20 protein-coding genes are annotated in these 19,782 nt (G+C 61.1%); 14 read left to right on the top strand and 6 right to left on the bottom strand.

Annotated features, from left to right (window positions below; genetic code table 11):
* Positions 1-19 precede the first annotated feature (19 nt).
* Entirely contained in the window at positions 20-742 is a 723-nt protein-coding gene (locus tag HWX89_RS17810) for an aspartate/glutamate racemase family protein (RefSeq protein ID WP_138792474.1), read from the top strand.
* On the opposite strand, the gene HWX89_RS17805 is transcribed toward HWX89_RS17810, so the two are convergent.
* A complete protein-coding gene (locus HWX89_RS17805; protein ID WP_138792473.1) occupies positions 743-1,648 on the bottom strand; it encodes a LysR substrate-binding domain-containing protein in 906 nt (301 codons plus the stop codon). It abuts the gene before it with no gap.
* A 118-nt stretch (positions 1,649-1,766) separates the two neighbouring features.
* Here HWX89_RS17805 and HWX89_RS17800 point away from each other — a divergent pair, with 118 nt between their 5' ends.
* The 3 genes from HWX89_RS17800 (at position 1,767) to HWX89_RS17790 (ending at position 4,230) form a co-directional block, all read left to right on the top strand.
* Entirely contained in the window at positions 1,767-2,471 is a 705-nt protein-coding gene (locus HWX89_RS17800; RefSeq protein WP_138792472.1) for an SDR family oxidoreductase, read from the top strand.
* A gap of 123 nt (positions 2,472-2,594) precedes the next feature.
* On the top strand, positions 2,595-3,179 hold the full coding sequence (locus HWX89_RS17795) for a TetR/AcrR family transcriptional regulator (protein WP_138792471.1): 585 nt from the start codon (positions 2,595-2,597) through the stop codon (positions 3,177-3,179).
* A gap of 25 nt (positions 3,180-3,204) precedes the next feature.
* On the top strand, positions 3,205-4,230 hold the full coding sequence (locus HWX89_RS17790; RefSeq protein ID WP_138792470.1) for an NAD-dependent epimerase/dehydratase family protein: 1,026 nt from the start codon (positions 3,205-3,207) through the stop codon (positions 4,228-4,230).
* Here the strand turns inward: HWX89_RS17790 and HWX89_RS17785 are convergent.
* Positions 4,221-4,619, bottom strand: coding sequence for a MerR family transcriptional regulator (locus tag HWX89_RS17785; protein WP_210271443.1), 399 nt, complete (start codon positions 4,617-4,619; stop codon positions 4,221-4,223). The two genes, HWX89_RS17790 and HWX89_RS17785, sit on opposite strands and share 10 nt — an antisense overlap.
* 67 nt (positions 4,620-4,686) lie before the next feature.
* On the opposite strand from HWX89_RS17785, the gene HWX89_RS17780 reads away from it, so the two are divergent.
* The 4 genes from HWX89_RS17780 (at position 4,687) to HWX89_RS17765 (ending at position 7,949) form a co-directional block, all read left to right on the top strand.
* Positions 4,687-5,670 (top strand): aldo/keto reductase, encoded by a 984-nt coding sequence (locus HWX89_RS17780; protein WP_138792468.1) that lies wholly within the window; start codon positions 4,687-4,689, stop codon positions 5,668-5,670.
* Positions 5,671-5,790: 120 nt separating this feature from the next.
* Entirely contained in the window at positions 5,791-6,444 is a 654-nt protein-coding gene (locus HWX89_RS17775) for a Rossmann-fold NAD(P)-binding domain-containing protein (protein ID WP_246705209.1), read from the top strand.
* Positions 6,445-6,463: 19 nt separating this feature from the next.
* On the top strand, positions 6,464-7,624 hold the full coding sequence (locus HWX89_RS17770) for a M20 aminoacylase family protein (RefSeq protein ID WP_138792467.1): 1,161 nt from the start codon (positions 6,464-6,466) through the stop codon (positions 7,622-7,624).
* A 49-nt stretch (positions 7,625-7,673) separates the two neighbouring features.
* On the top strand, positions 7,674-7,949 hold the full coding sequence (locus HWX89_RS17765; RefSeq protein ID WP_138792466.1) for a hypothetical protein: 276 nt from the start codon (positions 7,674-7,676) through the stop codon (positions 7,947-7,949).
* 13 nt (positions 7,950-7,962) lie between these two features.
* Here HWX89_RS17765 and HWX89_RS17760 read toward each other — a convergent pair whose 3' ends face one another.
* Complete coding sequence (locus HWX89_RS17760) at positions 7,963-8,865, bottom strand: LysR family transcriptional regulator (RefSeq protein WP_138792465.1); 903 nt, start codon at positions 8,863-8,865, stop codon at positions 7,963-7,965.
* A 114-nt stretch (positions 8,866-8,979) separates the two neighbouring features.
* Between HWX89_RS17760 and HWX89_RS17755 the strand changes: the two genes are divergently transcribed.
* From HWX89_RS17755 to HWX89_RS17745, 3 genes are all read left to right on the top strand, one after another.
* Positions 8,980-10,152, top strand: coding sequence for an MFS transporter (locus HWX89_RS17755; protein WP_138792464.1), 1,173 nt, complete (start codon positions 8,980-8,982; stop codon positions 10,150-10,152).
* Positions 10,153-10,156: 4 nt separating this feature from the next.
* Positions 10,157-11,167, top strand: coding sequence for an alpha/beta fold hydrolase (locus tag HWX89_RS17750; protein WP_138792463.1), 1,011 nt, complete (start codon positions 10,157-10,159; stop codon positions 11,165-11,167).
* A gap of 116 nt (positions 11,168-11,283) precedes the next feature.
* Positions 11,284-12,294, top strand: a complete 1,011-nt coding sequence (locus HWX89_RS17745; RefSeq protein WP_138792462.1) for an NADP-dependent oxidoreductase — start codon at positions 11,284-11,286, stop codon at positions 12,292-12,294.
* 20 nt (positions 12,295-12,314) lie between these two features.
* Here HWX89_RS17745 and HWX89_RS17740 read toward each other — a convergent pair whose 3' ends face one another.
* Complete coding sequence (locus HWX89_RS17740) at positions 12,315-13,205, bottom strand: LysR family transcriptional regulator (RefSeq protein WP_138792461.1); 891 nt, start codon at positions 13,203-13,205, stop codon at positions 12,315-12,317.
* Positions 13,206-13,332: 127 nt separating this feature from the next.
* Between HWX89_RS17740 and HWX89_RS17735 the strand changes: the two genes are divergently transcribed.
* Entirely contained in the window at positions 13,333-14,871 is a 1,539-nt protein-coding gene (locus HWX89_RS17735) for an MFS transporter (RefSeq protein ID WP_178340823.1), read from the top strand.
* A 30-nt stretch (positions 14,872-14,901) separates the two neighbouring features.
* Here the strand turns inward: HWX89_RS17735 and HWX89_RS17730 are convergent, their stop codons facing one another.
* A complete protein-coding gene (locus HWX89_RS17730; RefSeq protein ID WP_138792460.1) occupies positions 14,902-15,597 on the bottom strand; it encodes an alpha/beta fold hydrolase in 696 nt (231 codons plus the stop codon).
* Positions 15,598-15,865: 268 nt separating this feature from the next.
* Here HWX89_RS17730 and HWX89_RS17725 point away from each other — a divergent pair, with 268 nt between their 5' ends.
* Positions 15,866-16,855, top strand: coding sequence for a carbon-nitrogen hydrolase family protein (locus HWX89_RS17725; protein WP_138792459.1), 990 nt, complete (start codon positions 15,866-15,868; stop codon positions 16,853-16,855).
* 397 nt (positions 16,856-17,252) lie between these two features.
* Positions 17,253-17,576, top strand: coding sequence for a hypothetical protein (locus HWX89_RS17720; RefSeq protein WP_138792458.1), 324 nt, complete (start codon positions 17,253-17,255; stop codon positions 17,574-17,576).
* 39 nt (positions 17,577-17,615) lie between these two features.
* On the opposite strand, the gene HWX89_RS17715 is transcribed toward HWX89_RS17720, so the two are convergent.
* Positions 17,616-19,772: a C40 family peptidase gene (locus HWX89_RS17715; protein WP_138792457.1), complete on the bottom strand. Its 2,157-nt coding sequence runs from the start codon at positions 19,770-19,772 to the stop codon at positions 17,616-17,618.
* Between the last annotated feature and the right edge of the window lie 10 nt (positions 19,773-19,782).

Below are 19,782 nucleotides of genomic sequence, written 5' to 3'. Positions count from 1 at the left end.
GCTCTCAAGAGGGACAAGCATGAGAAAGCTGGGTCTTATCGGCGGTATCGGGCCGGAATCGACACTGCTCTATTATCGCAGGCTGGTCTATGCGGCGCATGCGCGGGTTGGAGACCATTTCTTTCCAAACATGACGATTGAAAGCCTGAATGTCTTTGATGTCTTCCGGTTTTGTCAGGCGCGGGATTATGACGGGCTGACGACCTATCTGATGGCGGGCATCGACAGGCTGATTGCGGCCGGGGCGGAAATCGTTGCGCTCACAGGCAACACACCGCACATCGTTTTCGATGCGCTACAGGCACGGTCGAGCGTACCGCTCATCAGCATCGTCGAGGCGACCCGCGAGGAAGCTGCCAGGAGAGAGCTTCGTCGTCTTGGCCTGTTCGGGACACGGTTCACGATGGAAGCAGATTTCTTCAAGGCGCCGTTTCGCGAAAGCGGCATTGAGGTGATCGCACCGTCCGTGCCGGAAATCGACTACATAGCGGCAAAGATCGCGGACGAACTCGAACGAGGAATTGTCCGTCACGAGACGCGTGAAGATTTTCTCGCCATCGTTCGGCGCATGCAGCGCGATCACGCTATCGACGCGCTGGTGTTGGGCTGCACGGAACTGCCATTGTTGTTCACCGATTCCGATTTACCGGTAACGACATTGGACACCATGGAAATTCATGTGGAAGCGCTGCTTGCGGCGGCGCTTGAGATGTCAGCGGGCGGTAACGGAACGGCTCGCTGATCAATCGGCCCCTGTCGTCGCTGACACCATCCAGCTTTTGATCGCTTCCAGAGCTGCGGATTTTCTGTGGCGTGGCCAGACGAGGTAGAAATCGGAGGGGCCGCGCAGCGTGTGCTGGCCGATCTGTACGAGCCGCTGTTCAGCCAGATCGCTGGCAATGAAGTTGCGGGTGGCGAGTACGATGCCCTGGCCGGCAATGGCCGCGTCGATGGCGTGTGAGGTCTGGTTGAAGCTGATGCGGCGAAAGGCCGGCGCCTCCTGTGGTGCATCCGGCACGCCGAATTGCTGCTCGATATATTCCGGCCAGAAATTGTGGGCGTCCAGCAGAAGCGGAAAACCCGCCAGTTCTGCCATGGTTTTCGGCGGTTCGCGGTCCCTCAGCAGCATGGGACTGCAGGCGGCGACTATTTCCTGTTCGAACAGCAACTGCCAGGACAAGCCCGGTCCGAACGGCGCTCGACCATAACGCACCGCAAGGTCGACGCCATCCACCTGAAAATGCGAGATGCGATCGGTCGCAACGATATGGATATCGAGATCGGGGTGGCGGGCGGTCAGATCCGGCAATCTCGGAATAAGCCATTTGGATGCGAAGGTCGGCGTGGTGCTGATGGCGAGCCGCACGGGCTGCGGCCGCAGGTCGCCGGTTGCGCGGGCAATGATTTCAAAGGCACGCCTGACATCGGCAATATAGGCGCGGCCTTCGCCGGTCAGCGCCAGCGTGCGGGGCTGGCGCTCGAAGAGCTGCAGGCCAAGTTCGGCCTCCAGTCCGCGCACCTGTTGCGCCACCGCACCCTGTGTCACGCCAAGCTCTTCCGCCGCCAGGCGAAAGTTCAGGTGGCGTGCGGCTGCCTCAAAGGCTTTCAGCCCATTGAGGGAGGGAATTTTTCCGAGTGTGTCGCTCATCCGATAGATTTTCTACAGTCAAAATTCAGGAGAACTGATTGGCTGACCGGGCATGTAACATGATAATCATGGTTTCAGGCATAATCAATGTGCGCGTCGATGTGAAAAGGATGAGGATATGGCAGTAGAAAAAGTAGCAATTGTCACCGCGGGCGGAAGCGGCATGGGGGCAGCGGCAGCCAGGCGTCTTGCTGCCGATGGCTTCAAGGTTGCGATCCTGTCTTCCTCCGGCAAGGGCGAGGCGCTGGCCGCAGACCTTGGCGGCATCGGCATTACCGGTTCGAACCAGTCCAATGATGATCTGAAGCGTCTGGTCGATGCTGCGATGGACAAATGGGGACGTATCGACGCGCTGGTCAACAGCGCCGGTCACGGTCCGCGCGCCGCCATTACCGAGATCACCGATGAGCAATGGCACACCGGTCTGGACGTCTATCTGATGAACGTCATTCGCCCGGTCAGGCTGGTCACGCCGATCATGCAGGCGCAGAAATCCGGCGCCATCGTCAACATTTCGACTGCCTGGGCGTTTGAACCGGCTGCAATGTTCCCGACCTCTGCGGTGTTCCGCGCCGGTCTCGCATCCTACACCAAGATCTATGCCGATACCTACGCGGCCGACAATATCCGCATCAACAACGTGCTGCCCGGCTGGATCGACAGCCTGCCTGCCACCGAAGAGCGCCGCGACATGGTGCCGATGAAGCGTTACGGCACCAGCGACGAAATCGCCGCGACCATTTCCTTCCTCGTATCGGAAGGCGCCGGCTACATCACCGGCCAGAACCTCAAGGTCGATGGCGGTCTGACCCGTTCGGTCTGACGTCAGGCAAAAGCAGCTCCTGTTCCATGGCGGGCAGGGGCTGCACCATATCCCTTCCTACGCTTGACATGGTCATCGCCAATTATTTATAACCATCTGGTTGGAAATAAATTGGATGAGACGATGGGCAGGAAGCGGGTTATCGATCAGCAGGCGGTTCTTGATGCGGCGGAACGGGTTGTCGGTCGGGACGGGGCGGCGAATCTGACGATTGATGCTGTCGCCAGGGAGGCGGGTATCAACAAGGCGAGCGTGCTTTACGACCACAAGTCCAAGCAGGCCCTGGTCGAAGCCGTGGTGGACCGCGCGTTTGAACGCGACAATGACCATCATGCCGGGATTGAAGCGCAGATCGCTGCAGTCGAGGACAAGGCCATCCGTGGGCGTATTCTTGCCGCTGCTGCTCCGCCGCCGGAGGAGTTCAGGGCGGTTGCGCTGAACCTCAGTGCCGCGCTTGCGCTGGATGCCGGGCTGCGTACCAAGATGCAGGATAATCAGGTCCGTACCATTTCCCGCATCGAGGCCACATCACCATCGCCGCGTGGTGCGCTTCTAGCCTATCTGGCGCTGGAGGGGCTGAAATTCCTCGAACATCTCGATTTCCACCATTTCCCGCGTGAAGAGCGCGACAGGCTTCTTCGCGAGATCAACTGGCTTGTGACGGCGCAACCGGGTGAGAGCGATCTTCCCGAAATCGCCACGAGCTGACCCTCCCAGGACACAGGTGAATAACATGACTGACAGCATTGCCGCACAGGACGCGGCCACGGATAAACTCGTTCTGTTTCAACGGATCTTCGTAACGGGCGCTAGCGGCTATGTCGGCCGCAACCTGATCCGCCATTTTGTTGCGCGCGGTGTGGAAATCTCCGCCCTGGTGCGCAGTGAAAGCGCGGCAGAACTGGTTCGGTCGCTGGGAGCGAAACCGGTCATCGGCGAACTTTTCGATCCCGCTTTGTCTGCCGGCATGGCGGGCTGCGATGCGCTGATCCACGCCGCCGCCGATACCGACCATGGGCCTGCCAGCGAAAAACAGCGACGTGTGAATGAGGACGGCACGCGTGCGGTTCTCGATGCGGCCCGTGCCGCCGGCGTTCGCAAGGTTATTCATCTCAGTACTGAATCCGTGCTCGCCACCGGCAAGCCGCTCGTCAATGTGGATGAAACGATGCCATTGCCGCAAAGACCGGCAGGCGGTTATTCCCGTACGAAGGCGGCGGCAGAGCGCCTCGCTCTCGCTGCTGACGGGCCCGACTTTTCTGTCGTGGTGCTGCGCCCGCGTTTTGTCTGGGGCAGGGACGATACGACGGCCCTTCCAGCGCTGACGCAGGCGGTAAAATCCGGCAAGTTCGCCTGGATCAGCGGTGGAACCTATCTGACCTCGACCACCCACATCGCCAATCTTTGCACCGCCGTGGAACTGGCGCTTGGCCGTGGTCGCGGTGGCCAGGTCTATTTCATTTCGGACGGCGCGCCCGTGCCGTTCCGCAGCATCGTTTCAGCGCTGGTGGAAACACAGGGGCTTGCCGTTCCTGAAAAGGTGGTGCCGCGTGCCGTCGTTCGTACCGTGGCGACCATTGGCGATATTCTGGCGGGAATATCTGGCGGCAGGATTGTTCCGCCGCTGACAAGGCAGGCTTATGCGACCTCGGCTGTAGAGGTCTCGTTCGATATCGGCAAGGCGCGGCGGGAGCTTGGATATGAGCCGGTGATCTCACGGGAAGAAGGACTGGCGGAACTCAGAGCCGCTCAACACTGATAGTCTTCAAGGCGCGGCGCGTCGTCGGGCTTGCCCGTCTTGATCCAGTCCACCTTGCCACGCAGGAATGACAGGGCCGCATCCAGTGCGGCCTTGCGCTCTTCCAGCCTGGCTATCTGCGATTGCAGAACCTCGATCGTGCGTTCTGACGAATGTTCGCCGGCGCGATATTCCTCGTTCAGCGCCAGGATTTCACCGAGAGAATAACCCAGCGTCTGCTGCAGGCGGATCATGCGTGCCGCCGTCACATCTTCCGCGCGGAACATCTGGTAAGGATTGGAGCCGCCCTTGGCGCTGCGCTCCGGTTTCAGCAGTCCCTTGGCGATGTAGAAACGGATCGTATCGACCGGCAGATCGGTGGCTCTGGCAAATTCCGAAATCAGCATCATAAACCCTTGACCATGGACTATACTCCATACTTATAAGAGGTGCTTGTCAGAAAGTGGAGACCCAAAAATGACAAGCGAAAATACCCCCATGCCTCAGGCTCAGCTTGGTCCAACTGGCCCGATGATCGGCGTTCAGGGACTGGGCTGCATGGGCATGAGCGAATTTTATGGCGCTACCGATGTGGCCCAGTCGCGTGCAACGCTGGAACGGGCGCTGGACCTCGGCGTAACCATGTTCGACACGGCAGACATGTATGGTGTCGGCACCAATGAGGAGTTTCTGGCGCCTTTCGTTACGGCCAACCGCGACAAAGTCATCATCGCCACCAAGTTCGGTTACACGCGCACGCCCGATAACCCTGATGACTGGAGCATCGATAACCGCCCTGAATTCATCAGGGCGGCGGTGGATCGCTCCCTGAAGCGACTGGGTGTGGAGGTGATCGACCTCTATTACATGCACCGGCGCATCGAGACCGTGCCACTGGAAGAGTCGATCGGCGCGATGGCCGATCTGGTCAAGGCGGGCAAGGTGAAGTGGCTTGGTCTGTCGGCCGTCAGCGCCGCTGAGCTGCGCGTCGCCCATGCCATTCATCCCATCGCCGCCCTGCAATCGGAATGGTCGATCTTCACCCGCGATATCGAGCGGGAAATCGTGCCGGCGGCGGCAGAGCTTGGGGTGACCATCGTGCCTTATTCCCCCTTGGGGCGCGGCCTGCTGACGGGGCAGGGGTTTTCCGCGTCACTAAGTGGTGATGATGCGCGCCAGAACTTCCCGCGTTTCTCGGCTGAAAACCTGGAAGCCAATATGAAGCTGGTCGCCGGTATCGAAGACATCGCTTCTTCCAAGGGCGTCACGCCTGCGCAACTGGCGCTCGCCTGGCTCTATGCCCAGTCCGACAGATTGAAAGCGAAAACCGTTCCCATTCCCGGCACACGCAAGCCCGAACGGCTGGTGGAAAACGTCGCCGCCGCCACCATTCACCTGACCGATAAAGAAATGGATCGGCTGGAACCATTGGCGGCTGCGGTGCAGGGTGTCGCGGTCTGATGCCTCGGATGCGCGGTCTCATGGCCGCGCTTCCATCTGATCACCGCCAAGGGATCGACGCCGCAGCGCGTACCGGGTAGCCTGTCTCGTATCTGAAGGCAGTTGACGGGGAGAGGCGGCATGGCGGATATGGCGGGTGAGGGTGCGACGCTTCTGCTTGTCGGGGCTTCGGGGATGGTCGGAGGTCATGTTCTCAGGCTGGCTTTGGCAGATCCGGCTGTTGCCCGCGTTGTCGCGCCCACGCGTCGCCCTTTGCCGCCGCACCCGAAACTCATTTCGCCGCAGGTGGATTTCGATCAGTTGCCCGAGACGGCCGACTGGTGGCGGGCAAATGCGGTCATCTGCACGCTGGGAACGACCATCAGGACGGCGGGTTCGCAGGACGCGTTCCGGCGGGTGGATCATGACTATCCGCTGGCGGTGGCGCGTCTTGCCCATGCCTACGGCACGCAGACCTATGTTCTCAATTCGGCTATCGGCGCGGACCGCCGTTCATCGATTTTCTACAACCGGGTGAAAGGCGAGGTGGAAGATGGCCTCAAGACAATCGGCTTTCGATCGCTCACTCTGGTTCGGCCGGGTCTGATCGGCGGGCAACGTGACGAGTTCCGGTTCGGTGAGCGTGCCATGACGGTGGTGTTGAAAGCTCTCGGCCCGCTGTTGCCGAAAAAGTGGCGCATCAATCCGGCCGACAAGATTGCGCGTGCCATACTCGATGCCGCGCTGCGCCCGGCGGGCGGCGTTCACATCGTACCGGCAAGCCAGTTGGCGTAAGATAATCGCGGGAGGCGGCATGGTTGGACCTGACGGCGATTTTGCCGATGTGGTGGCGTGGCGGCGGGATCTTCACGCCCATCCCGAATTGCAGTTCGACGTTCACAGAACGGCTGCGTTTGTCGCTGAAAAACTCGCTGAATTTGGCTGTGACGAGGTGGTGACAGGCATCGGCAAGACGGGTGTGGTCGGCGTTATTCATGGTCAGGAAAAGAGCAGCGGAAAGGTCATCGGCTTGCGGGCCGATATGGATGCCTTGCCAATTCAGGAGGAAACCGGCGCCGCATGGGCCTCGACCGTTGACGGTGTGATGCATGCCTGCGGGCATGATGGCCACACAGCCATGTTGCTGGGGGCGGCGCGCGAGCTTACCCGTAGCCGCGCCTTCAACGGTAGGGCAGTGGTGATCTTCCAGCCGGCGGAAGAAGGCGGTGGCGGCGGCAAGGCGATGGTCGACGATGGGCTGATGGACCGTTTCGGCATCAGCGAAGTTTACGCCATGCACACCGAACCCGGCCTGCCGATTGGCCAGTTTTCGACCGCCAGCGGGCCGCTTGCTGCGTCTGCGGATGGTTTCAGGATCAGGATCGACGGCAAAGGCGCGCATGGCGCATCGCCGCATGTCAGTGTCGATCCGCTTGTCGTTGGCGCAAATATTCTGCTTGCGTTGCAGACCATCGTGTCCCGCAACGTCCATCCGCGCCAATGCGCCGTTGTGACCGTTGGCTGGATGGGCGGCGGCAAGGCGGGAAATGTCATTCCGCAATCGGCCGAGATGGGCGGCACGACGCGCACCTTTGACCCGGCGACCCGCGATCTGATCGAAAGACGGGTGAAGGAGATCGCCGAACATGTCGCGGTCGCCTACGGCGCTGGCGCAACCGTTACTTACAGACGCATGTATCCGCCCACCGTGAATCATCCGCTGGAAACGGCTTTCGCGGTAAAAGCGGCGCAGTCACTGGTGGGTGATAACGCGGTCAATGGCTTCATGGAACCGCTGATGGGCTCGGAAGACTTTGCCTTCATGCTGGAAGCCCGCCCCGGAAACATCATGCTGATCGGTAACGGAGACGGCCCTTCGGTTCACGATGCGGGTTTCGATTTCAACGATGCCGCCATTCCCTATGGCATTGCCTATTTTCGGGCTTTGGTGGAGCGCGGGATGCCGCTCGATTAGAGGCCGGGGCCAAGGGGGTGCAGGGATGTCTGGACGACAGGGGGCTGGAATGGACAAAGACAGGGTGACGTTCTCGACGAGAATTTTGCGCAAGGAAGAGTTTCTGCCGCGCTACATCGTGGTGAAACCCGAACATGTGGCTGGTCGCACAGGTGCCTTTACAGCGGATATCCTGCTCAATGAAAAAGGCCCGTTCACCCGCAACATCAGGCCCTGGGGCAAGGGCTCGGACGTCTTTTTCTTCAACCTGACCGCACCGCAATGCACCAAGGCCGGGCTGGAGACCAACGACGAATGCCGGGTGACGATCATTCCGAAGCGGTGATCTCGGAAAGTGCCTATTCCCAGGGGGCACCGGCTGCCCACTCCTTTCGGATTGCCTCAACGAAACGCCGAACCTTCGGCGAGACGTGGCGGCGGGTGGGATAGACAGCGGCAATCGGTGGCTCCTCGCGGCTGAAGTCTTCGAGAACGGGCACGAGACGCCCTTGCCGGATATCGTCGCCAACAAGGAAGGCGCCAAGCTGGGCAATGCCAAGGCCCGCCAGCGTCGCATCGCGTATGGCTTCGGTATTGCTGAGCCTCAGTGCGCCACGCACATGGACGTCGCGCAGCGCGCCTGCGATGCGGTAACGCCAGGGCACAGGCCCGTTGGCATAGGTGAAGATGATCTTTTCATGCTGCTGTAGCGCGTCGATATCCTCAGGTGTGCCGCGCCGTTCCAGATAGGATGGGGCAGCACAGGTCACCAGCCGGTGAGGGGCCAGAACCTGTCGGATCAGCCCGCTATCTGCCGGTCCGCCGATGCGGATGGCGACATCGATCCCGTCACTGACCAGATCGCAATAATCATCGGAAAACGACACATCGGCTTCCAGTTCCGGCCAGTCGGCCAGGAAACGTTGCAGCACGGGCAGAACATGCAGGCGACCGAAGGCCGTCGGCAGATCGAGGCGAAGCCGGCCTTTCGGTGTCTGATGGCGTTCGGCAAGTGTGGCCTCGGCATCATCCACCTCGCACAGAATGCGCAGGGCATGTTCGTAGAAAAGCTGGCCTTCATCCGTCAGGCTGGTGCTGCGTGTCGTTCGCTGAATGAGGCGGGTTGCGAGGTTTTCCTCAAGCCGCGCAATGCTCTTGCCCACGGCGGAGCGTGAGATGCCGAGCCGTTCTGCCGCGCGGGTAAAACTTTGCGTATCCGCCACACGCACGAAGGCCAGCACATCGCCAAAGTGATCGAGCATTGTTTCCAAATCGTCCCATCTGTTGCCCTTGTCGGCCACTTTATCGGTTTTTCGTATCCAGTAAACACCGCTCCGGCAGAGCACATCGCTCGCCGCAGCACGAAAGGTTGACTCATGGAACTTGAGACGCGTTCGGCTCGAACCGCCCGCAGCGGCGGTTGGGCTTCGGTCTATGCGGTGGGACTTTCCACCTTTTCGGTGGTCACGACGGAGATGTTGCCCGTCGGGCTTATGACTGCGATCGCGATGGAGCTGGAAACGTCGGTCGGTACAGCCGGGCTGATGCTGTCGGTTCCGGCGATCCTCGCCGCCCTTTTCGCGCCCTTCGTCATTCTGGTGGCCGGCAACATTGACCGGCGGCGCATTCTGGCCGGGCTCCTGGTGCTGCTGGTTGCTGCCAACATCGCCTCGGCGCTGGCACCCTCCATCGGCTTGCTGCTGGCGGCGCGGGTCGTCGTCGGTTTCTGCATGGGCGGCATCTGGGCGATTGCCGGTGGGCTGGCGCCAAGGCTGGTTCCTGCGCATTCCGTCGGCACTGCAACAGCCATCATCTTTGGCGGTGTGGCGGCCGCTTCCGTGCTGGGCGTGCCTGTGGGTGCCGTCATCGGCGACATCGCAGGCTGGCGCTCAGCATTCGGGGCAATGGCGCTGTTCAGCCTCTTCGTGCTGGTGTTGAACCTCGTGGCGTTGCCTGCACTTCCGATCCGTCAATCCGTTGGTCTCGGTCATTTCAAGGTGCAGCTTGCGCGGCCTGCGGTTCAATCCGGCCTCATCATCACGCTGCTGATCGTGGCGGGGCACTTCATGGCCTATACCTTCGTCAGCCCCATCCTGCAGTCCATTTCGGGTGTCAGGGTGGAATGGATCGGAGTGCTGCTTTTCCTCTATGGCGCGGCGGGCATTGCCGGAAATTTTCTGGCAGGCATGGCTGTCTCGCGGCGGCTTCCCGCCACACTCGTCAGCATCGCCATCGGGCTGGTCGTGGCAATCCTCGGTTTCCGGTTCCTGGGTACGACGGCGTTTTCTGGTGCCGCGCTGCTTCTTGTCTGGGGTGTGGCCTATGGCGGCGTTTCAGTCAGCCTGCAGAGCTGGATGATGAAGGCCGCGCCATCCGCCCTTGAAATCGCCACGGCGCTTTTCGTTGCCGCCTTCAACATCGGCATTGCCGCCGGTTCGTTTGCCGGCGGGCTTGTGGTCGACCGCTTCGATCTACCCACCACTCTGCTGCTCGCCGCCCTCATGCCGGCGACCGCACTGCTGTTCTTTATCGTCATTCCCAGGAGGTAAGACCTTGACCCACGATATCTTCGAACTCGGCGACATCCAGTTGCAGTCAAGACGCTGCATCCGTCAGGCAAAGCTTGCTTACAAAACCTACGGCACGCTGAACGCGGCAAAAGACAACGCCATCATTTACCCGACCTCGTTCGCTGCCACGCATGAGGATGCAGCCTGGCTGATCGGGCCGGGCAGGGCGCTGGACCCCGAGCGATATTTCATTGTCGTGCCTGACATGTTCGGCAATGGCCTCTCCAGTTCGCCCAGCAATACGCCGATGCCCGGTGGTGGCGGCCGTTTTCCGCCTGTCACCATCCATGACAACGTCCAGCAGCAGCAGCGTCTGCTCACCGAAAAGTTCGGCATCGAGACGCTGCGCCTTGCCATCGGCTGGTCGCTTGGCGGTGCGCAGGCCTTTGAGTGGGCCGCGGCTTTTCCTGACAGGGTGGAGCGGTTGTTCACCTTTCAAAGTGCCGCCCGCACCTCGCGTCACTTCCATCTGTTCTTCGACAGCGTGCGCGCCGCCATCGAACTGGATGACGATTTTCACGATGGCTTCTACGCAAGGCAGCCGCTGCGGGGCCTGCGGGTGGCGGCGCGGATCTATGCCGCGTGGGGCTTCTCGCAAGGTTTCTTTCGCGAGCGGCTGGATGAGACGGCACTCGGTTACGCCTCGCTTGAAGATTTCCTCGTCGATTTATGGGAAGGCTGGTTCCTCAAACGCGATGCCAACAACCTGCTCGCCCATATCTGGACCGGACAGCACGCCGACATCAGCGCCAATGACCGTTACAAGGGTGATCTCGACAAGGCTTTGGCATCGATCAGGGCCGATACCATCATCATGCCATCCTCGAGCGATCTCTATTTCCCGCCTGAAGATGCCGCCGATGAAGCCCGAAAAATTCCGGGCGCGGAGTTCCGGCTCCTTTGCTCATCCTGGGGCCATGTGGCGGGCGAGGGCATGAACGAGGCCGATACCGCCACCATCGAAACCGCCATCCGCGACCTGCTTGCACGGTGATGTCACCACACGGTTTCGGCAGGAGATGACGCATGCTCCTCCGATCCTGGACTTTGCGCTTCTCGGGGTCGTATCCTACCTTTGGGAGACATCATTGTTGTGAGCGGGAGGTCGCGATGCGGGCGTTTGTTTTGACGGACTATGGCGGGGCTGACAGGGCGCAGCTGCTTGAGGTGTCCTGTCCGCATCCGGCGCCTGCAAGCGTGCTTGTGCGCGTTCACGCGGCCGGTCTCAATCCCGTTGATTACAAGACGCGCGACGGCGCGCTGAAGGTGGTGCAGCGATACACGTTGCCTGTCGTCATGGGCAATGAACTGGCGGGCGTGGTCGAGACGTGCGGTGAAGGCGTGACCGGCTTTCTGCCCGGCGACCGCGTTTTTGCCCGTATGCCGAAGGACGCGATGGGCGCGCTTGCGGATTATGCCGTGGTGCCGGAAAAGTTTCTGGCGAAAATGCCTGAGACGGTCGATTTCGTCACTGCTGCCGGTGTTCCCCTGGCCGGGCTTACGGCGCTGCAGGCACTTCGCGATGAACTCGGTGTTACGCAGGGCACCCGCATCTTCATCCCCGGAGGTGCCGGCGGTGTCGGCACTTTCGCCATCCAGATCGCCAGGTGGCTTGGCGCAGAGGTAACAACCACGGCATCGCCACGCGGCAGAGCGCTTGTCGAGGATCTCGGCGCTGATCGGGTCATCGATTACACGGCGGAGCGGTTCGAAACCTTGCTTCACGATATGGACGGCGCCTTCGATCTGCTGGGCGGTGAAACGCTGATGAAGACATTCGGCGTCGTAAAGCGTGGTGGAAAGGTCGTGTCGATTGCGGGCATGCCGGAACCGGAGACGGCACGAAAGGATCTCGGTCGCGGCCCGATCCTCACGGCGCTGTTCTGGCTTATTTCCTATCGTCTGCGGGCCGAAGCACGCAAACACGCCGTTTCCTACCGTTACCTTTTCATGCATCCAAGCGGGCGCGAACTTGCAGAACTCGCAGCCCTGATCGATGCCGGCACGATCAAGACGGTTATCGATCGCGTCTTTCCCTTCGATGCGGTCTCCGAAGCCTTTGCCTATCTCGAGTCCGGCCGGGCCAAGGGCAAGGTGGTGGTCCAGCTTGTCGAGCCGTGAAGCACCGGTTCTCCTCCGGATCAGGTTTCCCTGAACATGTTTTCAGAGGCGAAATCGATGAAGGCGCGCAGGCGCGGGGTCACGAACCGCGTTGCCGGCCACAGGATCGAAAAGTGGCCGGGTGCTGCGAGATATTCATTCAGCACACTTTCCAGCAAGCCGTCGCGAATGGCGTCCTTTGCCAGAAACTCCGGCATGTAACCAAGGCCGAGACCGTCGATTGCAGCGGCGCGTATCGCTTCCATGTTGCCGCAGGTCAACGCAACACGCATGCCGGCCAGCGCATTGTCGCCATTTTCAAGCCGCCAGTCCTGGAACCTGCCGGATGAGGGGAAACGAAAGCGCAAAGCGTCATGGTGCAGCAACTGGCCGGGCTGCTGCGGTCTGCCCATGCGGGCAAAATAGTCAGGCGCGCCGCAGACGACGAAACGAAACGGTCCGAGGCGTCGCATCATCAGGCTGGAATCGTCGAGTGCGCCGCTGCGAATGGCGGCATCGAAACCGCCTTCGATCAGGTCGACGCGCCGGTCGTTGAAATCGAATTCCAGATCGATGTCAGGATAAAGCCGACGAAACTCCGGCAGGATAGGCAGCAGGAAACGATAGCCGATGGTCGGCAGCGTCACGCGCAGGCTGCCGCTTGGGGCGGCCTTGTTGTCCTTGACGGCATCGTGGGTGTCGCGCAGGTCGGTCAGAATGGCGCTGTAGCGCTCAAACAGCATCGTGCCTTCGTCTGTCAACGTGACCTGCCGCGTCGTGCGGTTGAAGAGCCGTACGCCGAGCGAGGATTCCAGCCGTGCCACGCTTTTGCCGATGGCCGAGGGCGACAGGCCAAGGCTCTGCCCCGCCTTGGCAAAGTTCAGCCTCTCGGCAACGCGAACGAAGGCTTCTATCTCGCTGAGTTTATCCATGCTTCGCAAATTATAGAATTCTGGTCCGCAATGAAAGGACGAAGAGGCTGATTATCGAATTCCTGTCATCGGGTGCACATGGGCTTTGCGCGTTGATCGCGTCCGCATGTCCAAGCCTGGAGTTCTCATGACCGTCACACCTCAAACCCCATCGGCCAGCCGCAATTCGGTTCTGGCGGCCGTTTGCCTTGCCGCGTTGACCCTGCCTTTAAGCTTTTCGGCGGGCGCCGTGGCAACGCCCGCCATCGGCCAGGATCTCGGCGGATCACCGGCGGCACTCACCTGGATCACCAATGCCTTCATGCTGACATTCGGCAGCCTGTTGATGGCGGCCGGAGCTTTGGCCGACCGTTATGGCAGACGGCGGGTGTTTCTGACTGGCCTTGCCCTGTTCGTCGGTTTCTCATTGGCGCTTGGGCTGGCAGGTTCTGTCTGGCTGATCGATCTGCTGCGCGCCTGCCAGGGCGTTGGCGCCGCTGCGGCACTGGCCGGGGGAACGGCAGCGCTTGCGCAGGAATTTGATGGTCATGCCAGAACGCGTGCCTTCGGCCTGCTCGGCACCACCTTCGGCGTCGGTCTTGCCTTCGGACCGTTATTGACGGGCTTGCTGATTGAAAGCATCGGCTGGCGGGCGATCTTTCTGGCAAGCGGCATCATCGGTCTCGTCGCCCTGATCCTCGGTCCGCCGCGCATGCGCGAAACGCGCGATCCCGACGCCGCGAAACTCGACTGGCTGGGCGCAGTAAGCTTCACCGTGATGCTGACACTCTTCACCGTGGCGATGATTGAAATGTCGGCCCTCGGCACCACAGGCCTGATCGCGCTCGCTGCGGGATTTTTCCTGTCGCTTGCCGTCTTCATTGTAACGGAGATGCGCGTGGAAAGGCCGATGCTCGATCTCTCGCTTTTCCGGTATCCGCGTTTTGTCGGTGCGCAGTTGCTGCCGGTCGCCACCTGCGCCTGCTTTGTCGTTCTTCTCGTCATCATCCCGCTGCGGCTGATCGGCATCGCGCAGCTTGGCGCCATCGAGGCCGGTTTCATCATGCTGGGTCTGTCGGCACCGATGCTGGTGGTGCCCATTCTGGCAACCGTGCTGGCGCGGCATGTCGCGCCGGGTCTGATCTCCGGCATCGGGTTGATGATCGCCGCGCTCGGTCTCGTCTGGCTCTCGGGTTTCACGGCTCAGGATGGCAGCCTCATCGTGCTGCCGATGCTGGTGATCGGTATCGGTGCGGGTTTGCCCTGGGGGCTGATGGACGGTCTTTCCATCAGCGTCGTGCCAGCGGAGCGGGCGGGCATGGCGACCGGCATCTTCAGCACGGTGCGTGTGGCTGGCGAGGGGATTGCGCTTGCCATCGTCAGCGCCGCCCTGTCGGCATTGATCGCCGCGTCGCTCGGCCAGTTTACACACCTGTCGGGCAGCGTGCTTGGCAATACCGGGCAGCGTCTTGCCGTCGGCGATCTGGCCTCTGCTGCAGCGCTGTCACCTGATATCGATGCCCATCTGTTGCAGCAGGCTTATCAGGCGGCCTTTTCCACCCTTTGCTGGTGGCTGGCGGCAGCGACGGCGCTTTGCGCCATCACCATCATCGTGCTTCTCCCCAAGGCCGTTGTGGTCGCCGATTTCGAACCGGAGGATATCGAGGCTGACGTCGTGGCGGATTGAGCCATTGCAATGCTGAGGGGCGGGGCGACATTACCCCGCCGGAACCGAGGTGAGAAATTGCCGGATGGTTTCAGCCAGAGCGTCCGGCGCCTCCAGCGGGATCATGTGTCCGGTCTGGTCGATCACCTTGAAGCTTGATCCGCTGATACCGTGGTAAAGCTCCTCGGTCTCGGCGCGGCTGCGAAGCCTGTCGTTTTCGCCAGCCACGACGAGACATGGACAGTGAATGTTGACAAGCGTTTCCTGTTCGTCGACGCGGTCGAGCAGGGATTGCTGGCGAAATACCTCGGCTCCCAGCCTTTGGCCCATCGCCTGAATACGCTCGATGAGATCGCTGCGGCCGGCATTGTCGGGGTGAAGCGATGAGGCAACGGCAGGCGCGCTCAATCCCTTGAAGGCGAGGTTGGTCTTTTGCGTTGCGACGGAGGCCTTGCGCTGGCGCTGCACCTCCGTATCGCCCCTGGCAGATGTGGCGATCAGAACAAGGGCGCTGACACGCTCCGGCGCCTGCCGCACGATTTCGCGTGCCACATATCCGCCCATGGAAAAACCGACGAGAATGAAGCGCTCCGGCGCGTCGGCAATGGTGCGTCGCGCCATCGCCTCGATCGAGCCGTCCTTTGACAGATCGGCATGCACAAAAGGACCGAACTCGCTGATGGCAGGCAGGACATCGCGCCAGAGATCGGCATCGAGCATGAAGCCGGGAACGAGAAGCATCGACATGAAATTTCGCCTTGAACATCGAATCTGCAATCTGCGCCACGTTAGCGCCGTGCCGATCCGATGACCATGTGCCATTGCGCTCGATTGACGAATCGAGAGCTGCCCGCCATGCTTTCTTCAGGCGTGGCCTGCGCCCAACCTCCTTGACCTTCCCCAGCATGGTCTTGAACGGAGGCAAAGGGACTTTTGTCTCAGGCCACCTGTCCATGGTCCGGTCGTTTCGGGCGGGTTGCTGGGGGACTGCGTCTGAGACGTGAAAGGCCCGACAATGACACAGAACGGAAATCTCAAACGCCGTGTGCGCGCCCGCGCCGCCAAAACCGGCGAATCCTACACAGCTGCTCTTCGCTACATCCGCCAGCCGTCGCCGACACCCGAGGCGCCTTCGTTGCGGCTTGCCGTAGCGCAGACGTCGCTGTTCAATTATCCCGGCGATCCCGCGCAGTTGCGGGAGAGCGGGGCGGAAATTCGCGCTCTGATGCGGGATGCACATCAGGCTGGCGCACGTCTCATCCATTTCCCGGAAGGGGCGACGTCTTCGCCCAACAAGCGGCTGATGTCGGCCAGCGGCCCGAGGGAAATCGGTCCATCCGACTGGTCGCGCTGCGACTGGGTGACGCTGCGGGACGAGTTGCGGGCCATCAGCGCGCTTGCAAAAGCCTTGCGCCTGTGGACGGTGCTCGGTTCCGTGCATGCGCTGACACCACCGCATCGTCCGCATAACAGCCTCTACGTCATCTCCGATCGCGGTGAACTGGTGACCCGTTACGACGAGCGCATGCTGTCGAACACGAAGATCTCCTTCATGTATTCGCCCGGAAAAGGCCCGGTGACATTCGATGTCGATGGCATCCGCTTTGGCTGCGCAATCGGCATGGAAGCCCATTATGCTGAAGTCTTTGCCGAATATGAGCGTCTTGAGGTCGATTGCGTGCTGTTTTCGACCACCGGCGAAAGCCCATCGGCTGCCCCGGCCTTTGCGGCAGAGGTGCTGGGCCATGCCGCCAGCAATGCCTATTGGGTAAGCTATGCGGCCCATGCGCCGCAAAGTGTCACCGTTCCAGCCGGCATTGCATCGCCGGGTGGCCGCTGGGCAAGCCGCGCCCCGGCAGATGGCAAGGCATCGATCACTGTTACCGATATCCTCGTCGACAGGGACAACCCGGCACGGCCATGGCGCCGCAAGGCCCGCGCCGATCTCTACGCCGAACACCATGTGGAGAGCGATCCGCGAAGCGACAGCCGCGATACGTTCTGACATCTGAAACTCTGGTCAGCGGGCGTTCTGTCCGCTGACTTCATGAGCGGGTGTTGCCACTGCGGGCAAGCGCCAGCGCCGTGAACTATGCCAACGCCAGCGGACAATCACCCAATTTGCCCATGACCCGCAGAGTGCAGCCCGTCTCGCAGCCCTGCAGATCACCGAAATCCCGGTCTGATGTCGTTCCCTGCGGCGTAAAACAGAGCTGTTGCAATTTCGTGTTTGCTGCAACCATGTGTGGATTTTTGCCTGGCGATTGCATAACGATAATGGCGGCGTCAATTGGGGCGCTGTTTCAGAAAATTACCGTGCGCCAAGTGCCACGGACATATTCATTTTTGCCTGGGCTGCTCTCTGTTTCGAAGTGGCGGCGCCGGGCGTATTGGGGGATTTCATGACGGACGTGGTTGAAGGTATTTCGCCGGCTCAATGGAAAAGGCAGAGATGGCAGGTCATCAGAAATATGGCGCTGCTGGCTCTCGGCCTACAGGTGGTGAAAGCCGTAATCGTTGGCCAATTTCCCGTTGCCAATAGTTGGGGCGCCTATGTCGGCCAGCTATTGGGCGGTGCACTCACGTATTTCCTTTTTGGCCTGATCGGCTTTTTCATCGCCCGTCTTGTTCAGAGAGGACGTAATCCGTCGGCAGGACTTTATACCGGCTCGATCATGATTGTCGTCGCGAGTATTCTTGCGCTCATTGGTCAGATGAACGACTAGAACCAGGCGTTCCTGTTTTTCGCACCTGCATCCACAAGGTCACGAACGCTCGCCGGTGATCGGGGGGCGGCTGGCGATCATGGGGATCAGCCGGTCGTTGAGCATCTTCTGCATGTCGGTCTCCGTCAGGGCCTTGCCGTTGTTCAGCCGTTTGAATTCGGTCACGTCTTCGGCGAGGCCGATCTGCAATTGCGCCAGGCGTCTGGCCTCCTCGGCTGTCATGTTGGCGGGGTATCTGATGAAGCCGAGTTCCGTCATCAATTCGCGTGAACGGGTGAAGGTGCGGTTCAGATCGAAGCTTTCGGATTTTGCCCTTTTCCGGTCGGTCTGAGCCATCTGTCGCCATGCGGTGACTTTTTCCCAGTCCTGATCGGACAGCCGGCTGCGGTGCTGGAAAAGATCCGCTTTTGCAAAACCTTGCGGGTCGTCGGCATACTGGTTCTGCAGCTCGGAGAGCGTGCTTTCGTCCGTGTTCGGCTCACCGGACTGGCGCACGGTCCTGTGGTAGTCTCTGAGGGCGCGCATGCCCGAGGGACCGATGGTTGACTGGGTCTTGACGGGCATGGTCATCGGGTCGAACGTGGGGTCGGATTTCACCTGCGCCTGCGCCCACTGCTGGGCATCGTCCCGTGCGGCATCGATCGACCGCTTCTGCGCGGTGAAATAGGCGTCGAGCACGTTCCTCGTCGCGGCGCGTTCATCGGGATCGGCAATTGCAGCCAGTTTCCGTTCGATCTCGCTCAGACCCTGCGGGCTGTAATTGGCCAGTTTCATGGTGTCGGGATCGACAGTTCCGGCTGTGCGGATGCCAAGCAGTCGGGTCGGGTCCTCAGCCGTGACCTCAATCCTTCCGGCCCGCGAACGATGGCTGCCGAGCACCAGAATCTTGCCATTGGCATCATGGCCCTGAAACAGACCGACATCGGCCATGTCGTTGTCGCGATTGAAAACGACGATATCGCCGGGGCGAGGCGCATCGGTGGCCGTGCCGAAATGGAGATAGGAGCGGGGCTCCCGATTGTGCCCTGGCGCGACACCCTGGCGGTCAAGCACATCGTTGAGAACGTCTCTGGACCAAAGGCCGACCGAAGGGTCGACAGTCGTTCCGGCGGCGTTTTTCAGAAAACCGGTGACCGCCGTTTCCGTGTCGCCGTTCATCATGCCCGAGGGGCCGCGCGGCAGCGCTGGAAATCGACCGAAGGGGGCATTTTGCGGGCCTGTTACGGCCGACGCGGCAAAGGTTCGGTAATCCTGCGGCAACAGGGCCGCGCGGGCGCGGGTGGGGCCGGGGCCAGGCCCGGCGTCCGGGCTGGCACTCGCGGCCACAAGGTCTCGTCGCGGTCCGGCCGGGCGCCCGTCATCATAGGTCGGGATGGAGAGGCTGCCGGTAATCTCGCTCAGATTGCGGTTTGCTCTGGCCTGAAGAACGGGGCCTGCGAGCGCCGTTTCCAGCTCCTCGCGGTCGGCGTCTGAAAGCTGTCCGCGCCGTTCTGCCATGTAGTCGTCGGCAGCCAGCGCATCCCTGCCGGCAATATCGAGGACGATGTCTTTCGTCACGCCCGAAACATAGTGCTGTTTGCGCTCTGCCAGCACATCGGCGCTCCAGCCGTGCATGTAGCCCTGTTCATCCAGCTCAGTCAGGCCGCCTTCTATGGCGGCGTCAACCTTTGCCGGATCGTTGTAGGTCGCCAGTGCATCGTTGGCATAACCGGCGATACGGCGGTTGGAGGTCTCCGTGAACCAGGCCTTGCGCTGCTCGGCAACGTGGCTGATTGCGCTGTCCAGCAGGCCGGTCATCGCCTCGCGGGAGCTGTGGTCGTAAAGTTTTGCGGCGCCCGGCGTCAGCCCTCTGGCAAATTCCATGCGCTTTTGCCCGGCCTGCCGTTCGAAAGCGGCACGCGCGTCGAGCGCAGTTTTGCCCGAGAGTTTCAGGAAGCCGTCTTCGCCGTAAAGCGCGTTGCGTTGCCAGTCTGCGTAACGTGTGCCTGCATCCTTGGCGCTGTTGGCGTCATCCAGTTCCTGCACGCGCACCATGGCGTCACCAGCGGTTTCGAGCCCTCTGGCCAGCACCTGCATGCCGCGGCCAACACCGGCGCCAAAGGCTTCCGCGTCGGCGCGCACGCTCAACCCCTCGGTATATTCGGGGCGCAGGGCGACGTGCTGCTGGGTGTCCTGATAACGTGGAACGGTCGGCATGTTGAACCTC

It is taken from the genome of Rhizobium sp. RM (assembly GCF_013390595.1).
GTDB lineage: Bacteria > Pseudomonadota > Alphaproteobacteria > Rhizobiales > Rhizobiaceae > Agrobacterium.
This window is presented reverse-complemented; position numbering and strand designations above follow the sequence as displayed.

What these genes read in the sequence shown, in the direction of transcription:
- HWX89_RS17810 (WP_138792474.1), top strand. Translation starts at nt 20, where the DNA reads ATGAGAAAGCTGGGTCTTATCGGCGGTATCGGGCCGGAATCGACACTG.
- HWX89_RS17805 (WP_138792473.1), bottom strand. Translation starts at nt 1,648, where the DNA reads ATGAGCGACACACTCGGAAAAATTCCCTCCCTCAATGGGCTGAAAGCC.
- HWX89_RS17800 (WP_138792472.1), top strand. Translation starts at nt 1,767, where the DNA reads ATGGCAGTAGAAAAAGTAGCAATTGTCACCGCGGGCGGAAGCGGCATG.
- HWX89_RS17795 (WP_138792471.1), top strand. Translation starts at nt 2,595, where the DNA reads ATGGGCAGGAAGCGGGTTATCGATCAGCAGGCGGTTCTTGATGCGGCG.
- HWX89_RS17790 (WP_138792470.1), top strand. Translation starts at nt 3,205, where the DNA reads ATGACTGACAGCATTGCCGCACAGGACGCGGCCACGGATAAACTCGTT.
- HWX89_RS17785 (WP_210271443.1), bottom strand. Translation starts at nt 4,619, where the DNA reads ATGATGCTGATTTCGGAATTTGCCAGAGCCACCGATCTGCCGGTCGAT.
- HWX89_RS17780 (WP_138792468.1), top strand. Translation starts at nt 4,687, where the DNA reads ATGACAAGCGAAAATACCCCCATGCCTCAGGCTCAGCTTGGTCCAACT.
- HWX89_RS17775 (WP_246705209.1), top strand. Translation starts at nt 5,791, where the DNA reads ATGGCGGATATGGCGGGTGAGGGTGCGACGCTTCTGCTTGTCGGGGCT.
- HWX89_RS17770 (WP_138792467.1), top strand. Translation starts at nt 6,464, where the DNA reads ATGGTTGGACCTGACGGCGATTTTGCCGATGTGGTGGCGTGGCGGCGG.
- HWX89_RS17765 (WP_138792466.1), top strand. Translation starts at nt 7,674, where the DNA reads ATGGACAAAGACAGGGTGACGTTCTCGACGAGAATTTTGCGCAAGGAA.
- HWX89_RS17760 (WP_138792465.1), bottom strand. Translation starts at nt 8,865, where the DNA reads ATGCTCGATCACTTTGGCGATGTGCTGGCCTTCGTGCGTGTGGCGGAT.
- HWX89_RS17755 (WP_138792464.1), top strand. Translation starts at nt 8,980, where the DNA reads ATGGAACTTGAGACGCGTTCGGCTCGAACCGCCCGCAGCGGCGGTTGG.
- HWX89_RS17745 (WP_138792462.1), top strand. Translation starts at nt 11,284, where the DNA reads ATGCGGGCGTTTGTTTTGACGGACTATGGCGGGGCTGACAGGGCGCAG.
- HWX89_RS17740 (WP_138792461.1), bottom strand. Translation starts at nt 13,205, where the DNA reads ATGGATAAACTCAGCGAGATAGAAGCCTTCGTTCGCGTTGCCGAGAGG.
- HWX89_RS17735 (WP_178340823.1), top strand. Translation starts at nt 13,333, where the DNA reads ATGACCGTCACACCTCAAACCCCATCGGCCAGCCGCAATTCGGTTCTG.
- HWX89_RS17730 (WP_138792460.1), bottom strand. Translation starts at nt 15,597, where the DNA reads ATGTCGATGCTTCTCGTTCCCGGCTTCATGCTCGATGCCGATCTCTGG.
- HWX89_RS17725 (WP_138792459.1), top strand. Translation starts at nt 15,866, where the DNA reads ATGACACAGAACGGAAATCTCAAACGCCGTGTGCGCGCCCGCGCCGCC.
- HWX89_RS17720 (WP_138792458.1), top strand. Translation starts at nt 17,253, where the DNA reads ATGACGGACGTGGTTGAAGGTATTTCGCCGGCTCAATGGAAAAGGCAG.
- HWX89_RS17715 (WP_138792457.1), bottom strand. Translation starts at nt 19,772, where the DNA reads ATGCCGACCGTTCCACGTTATCAGGACACCCAGCAGCACGTCGCCCTG.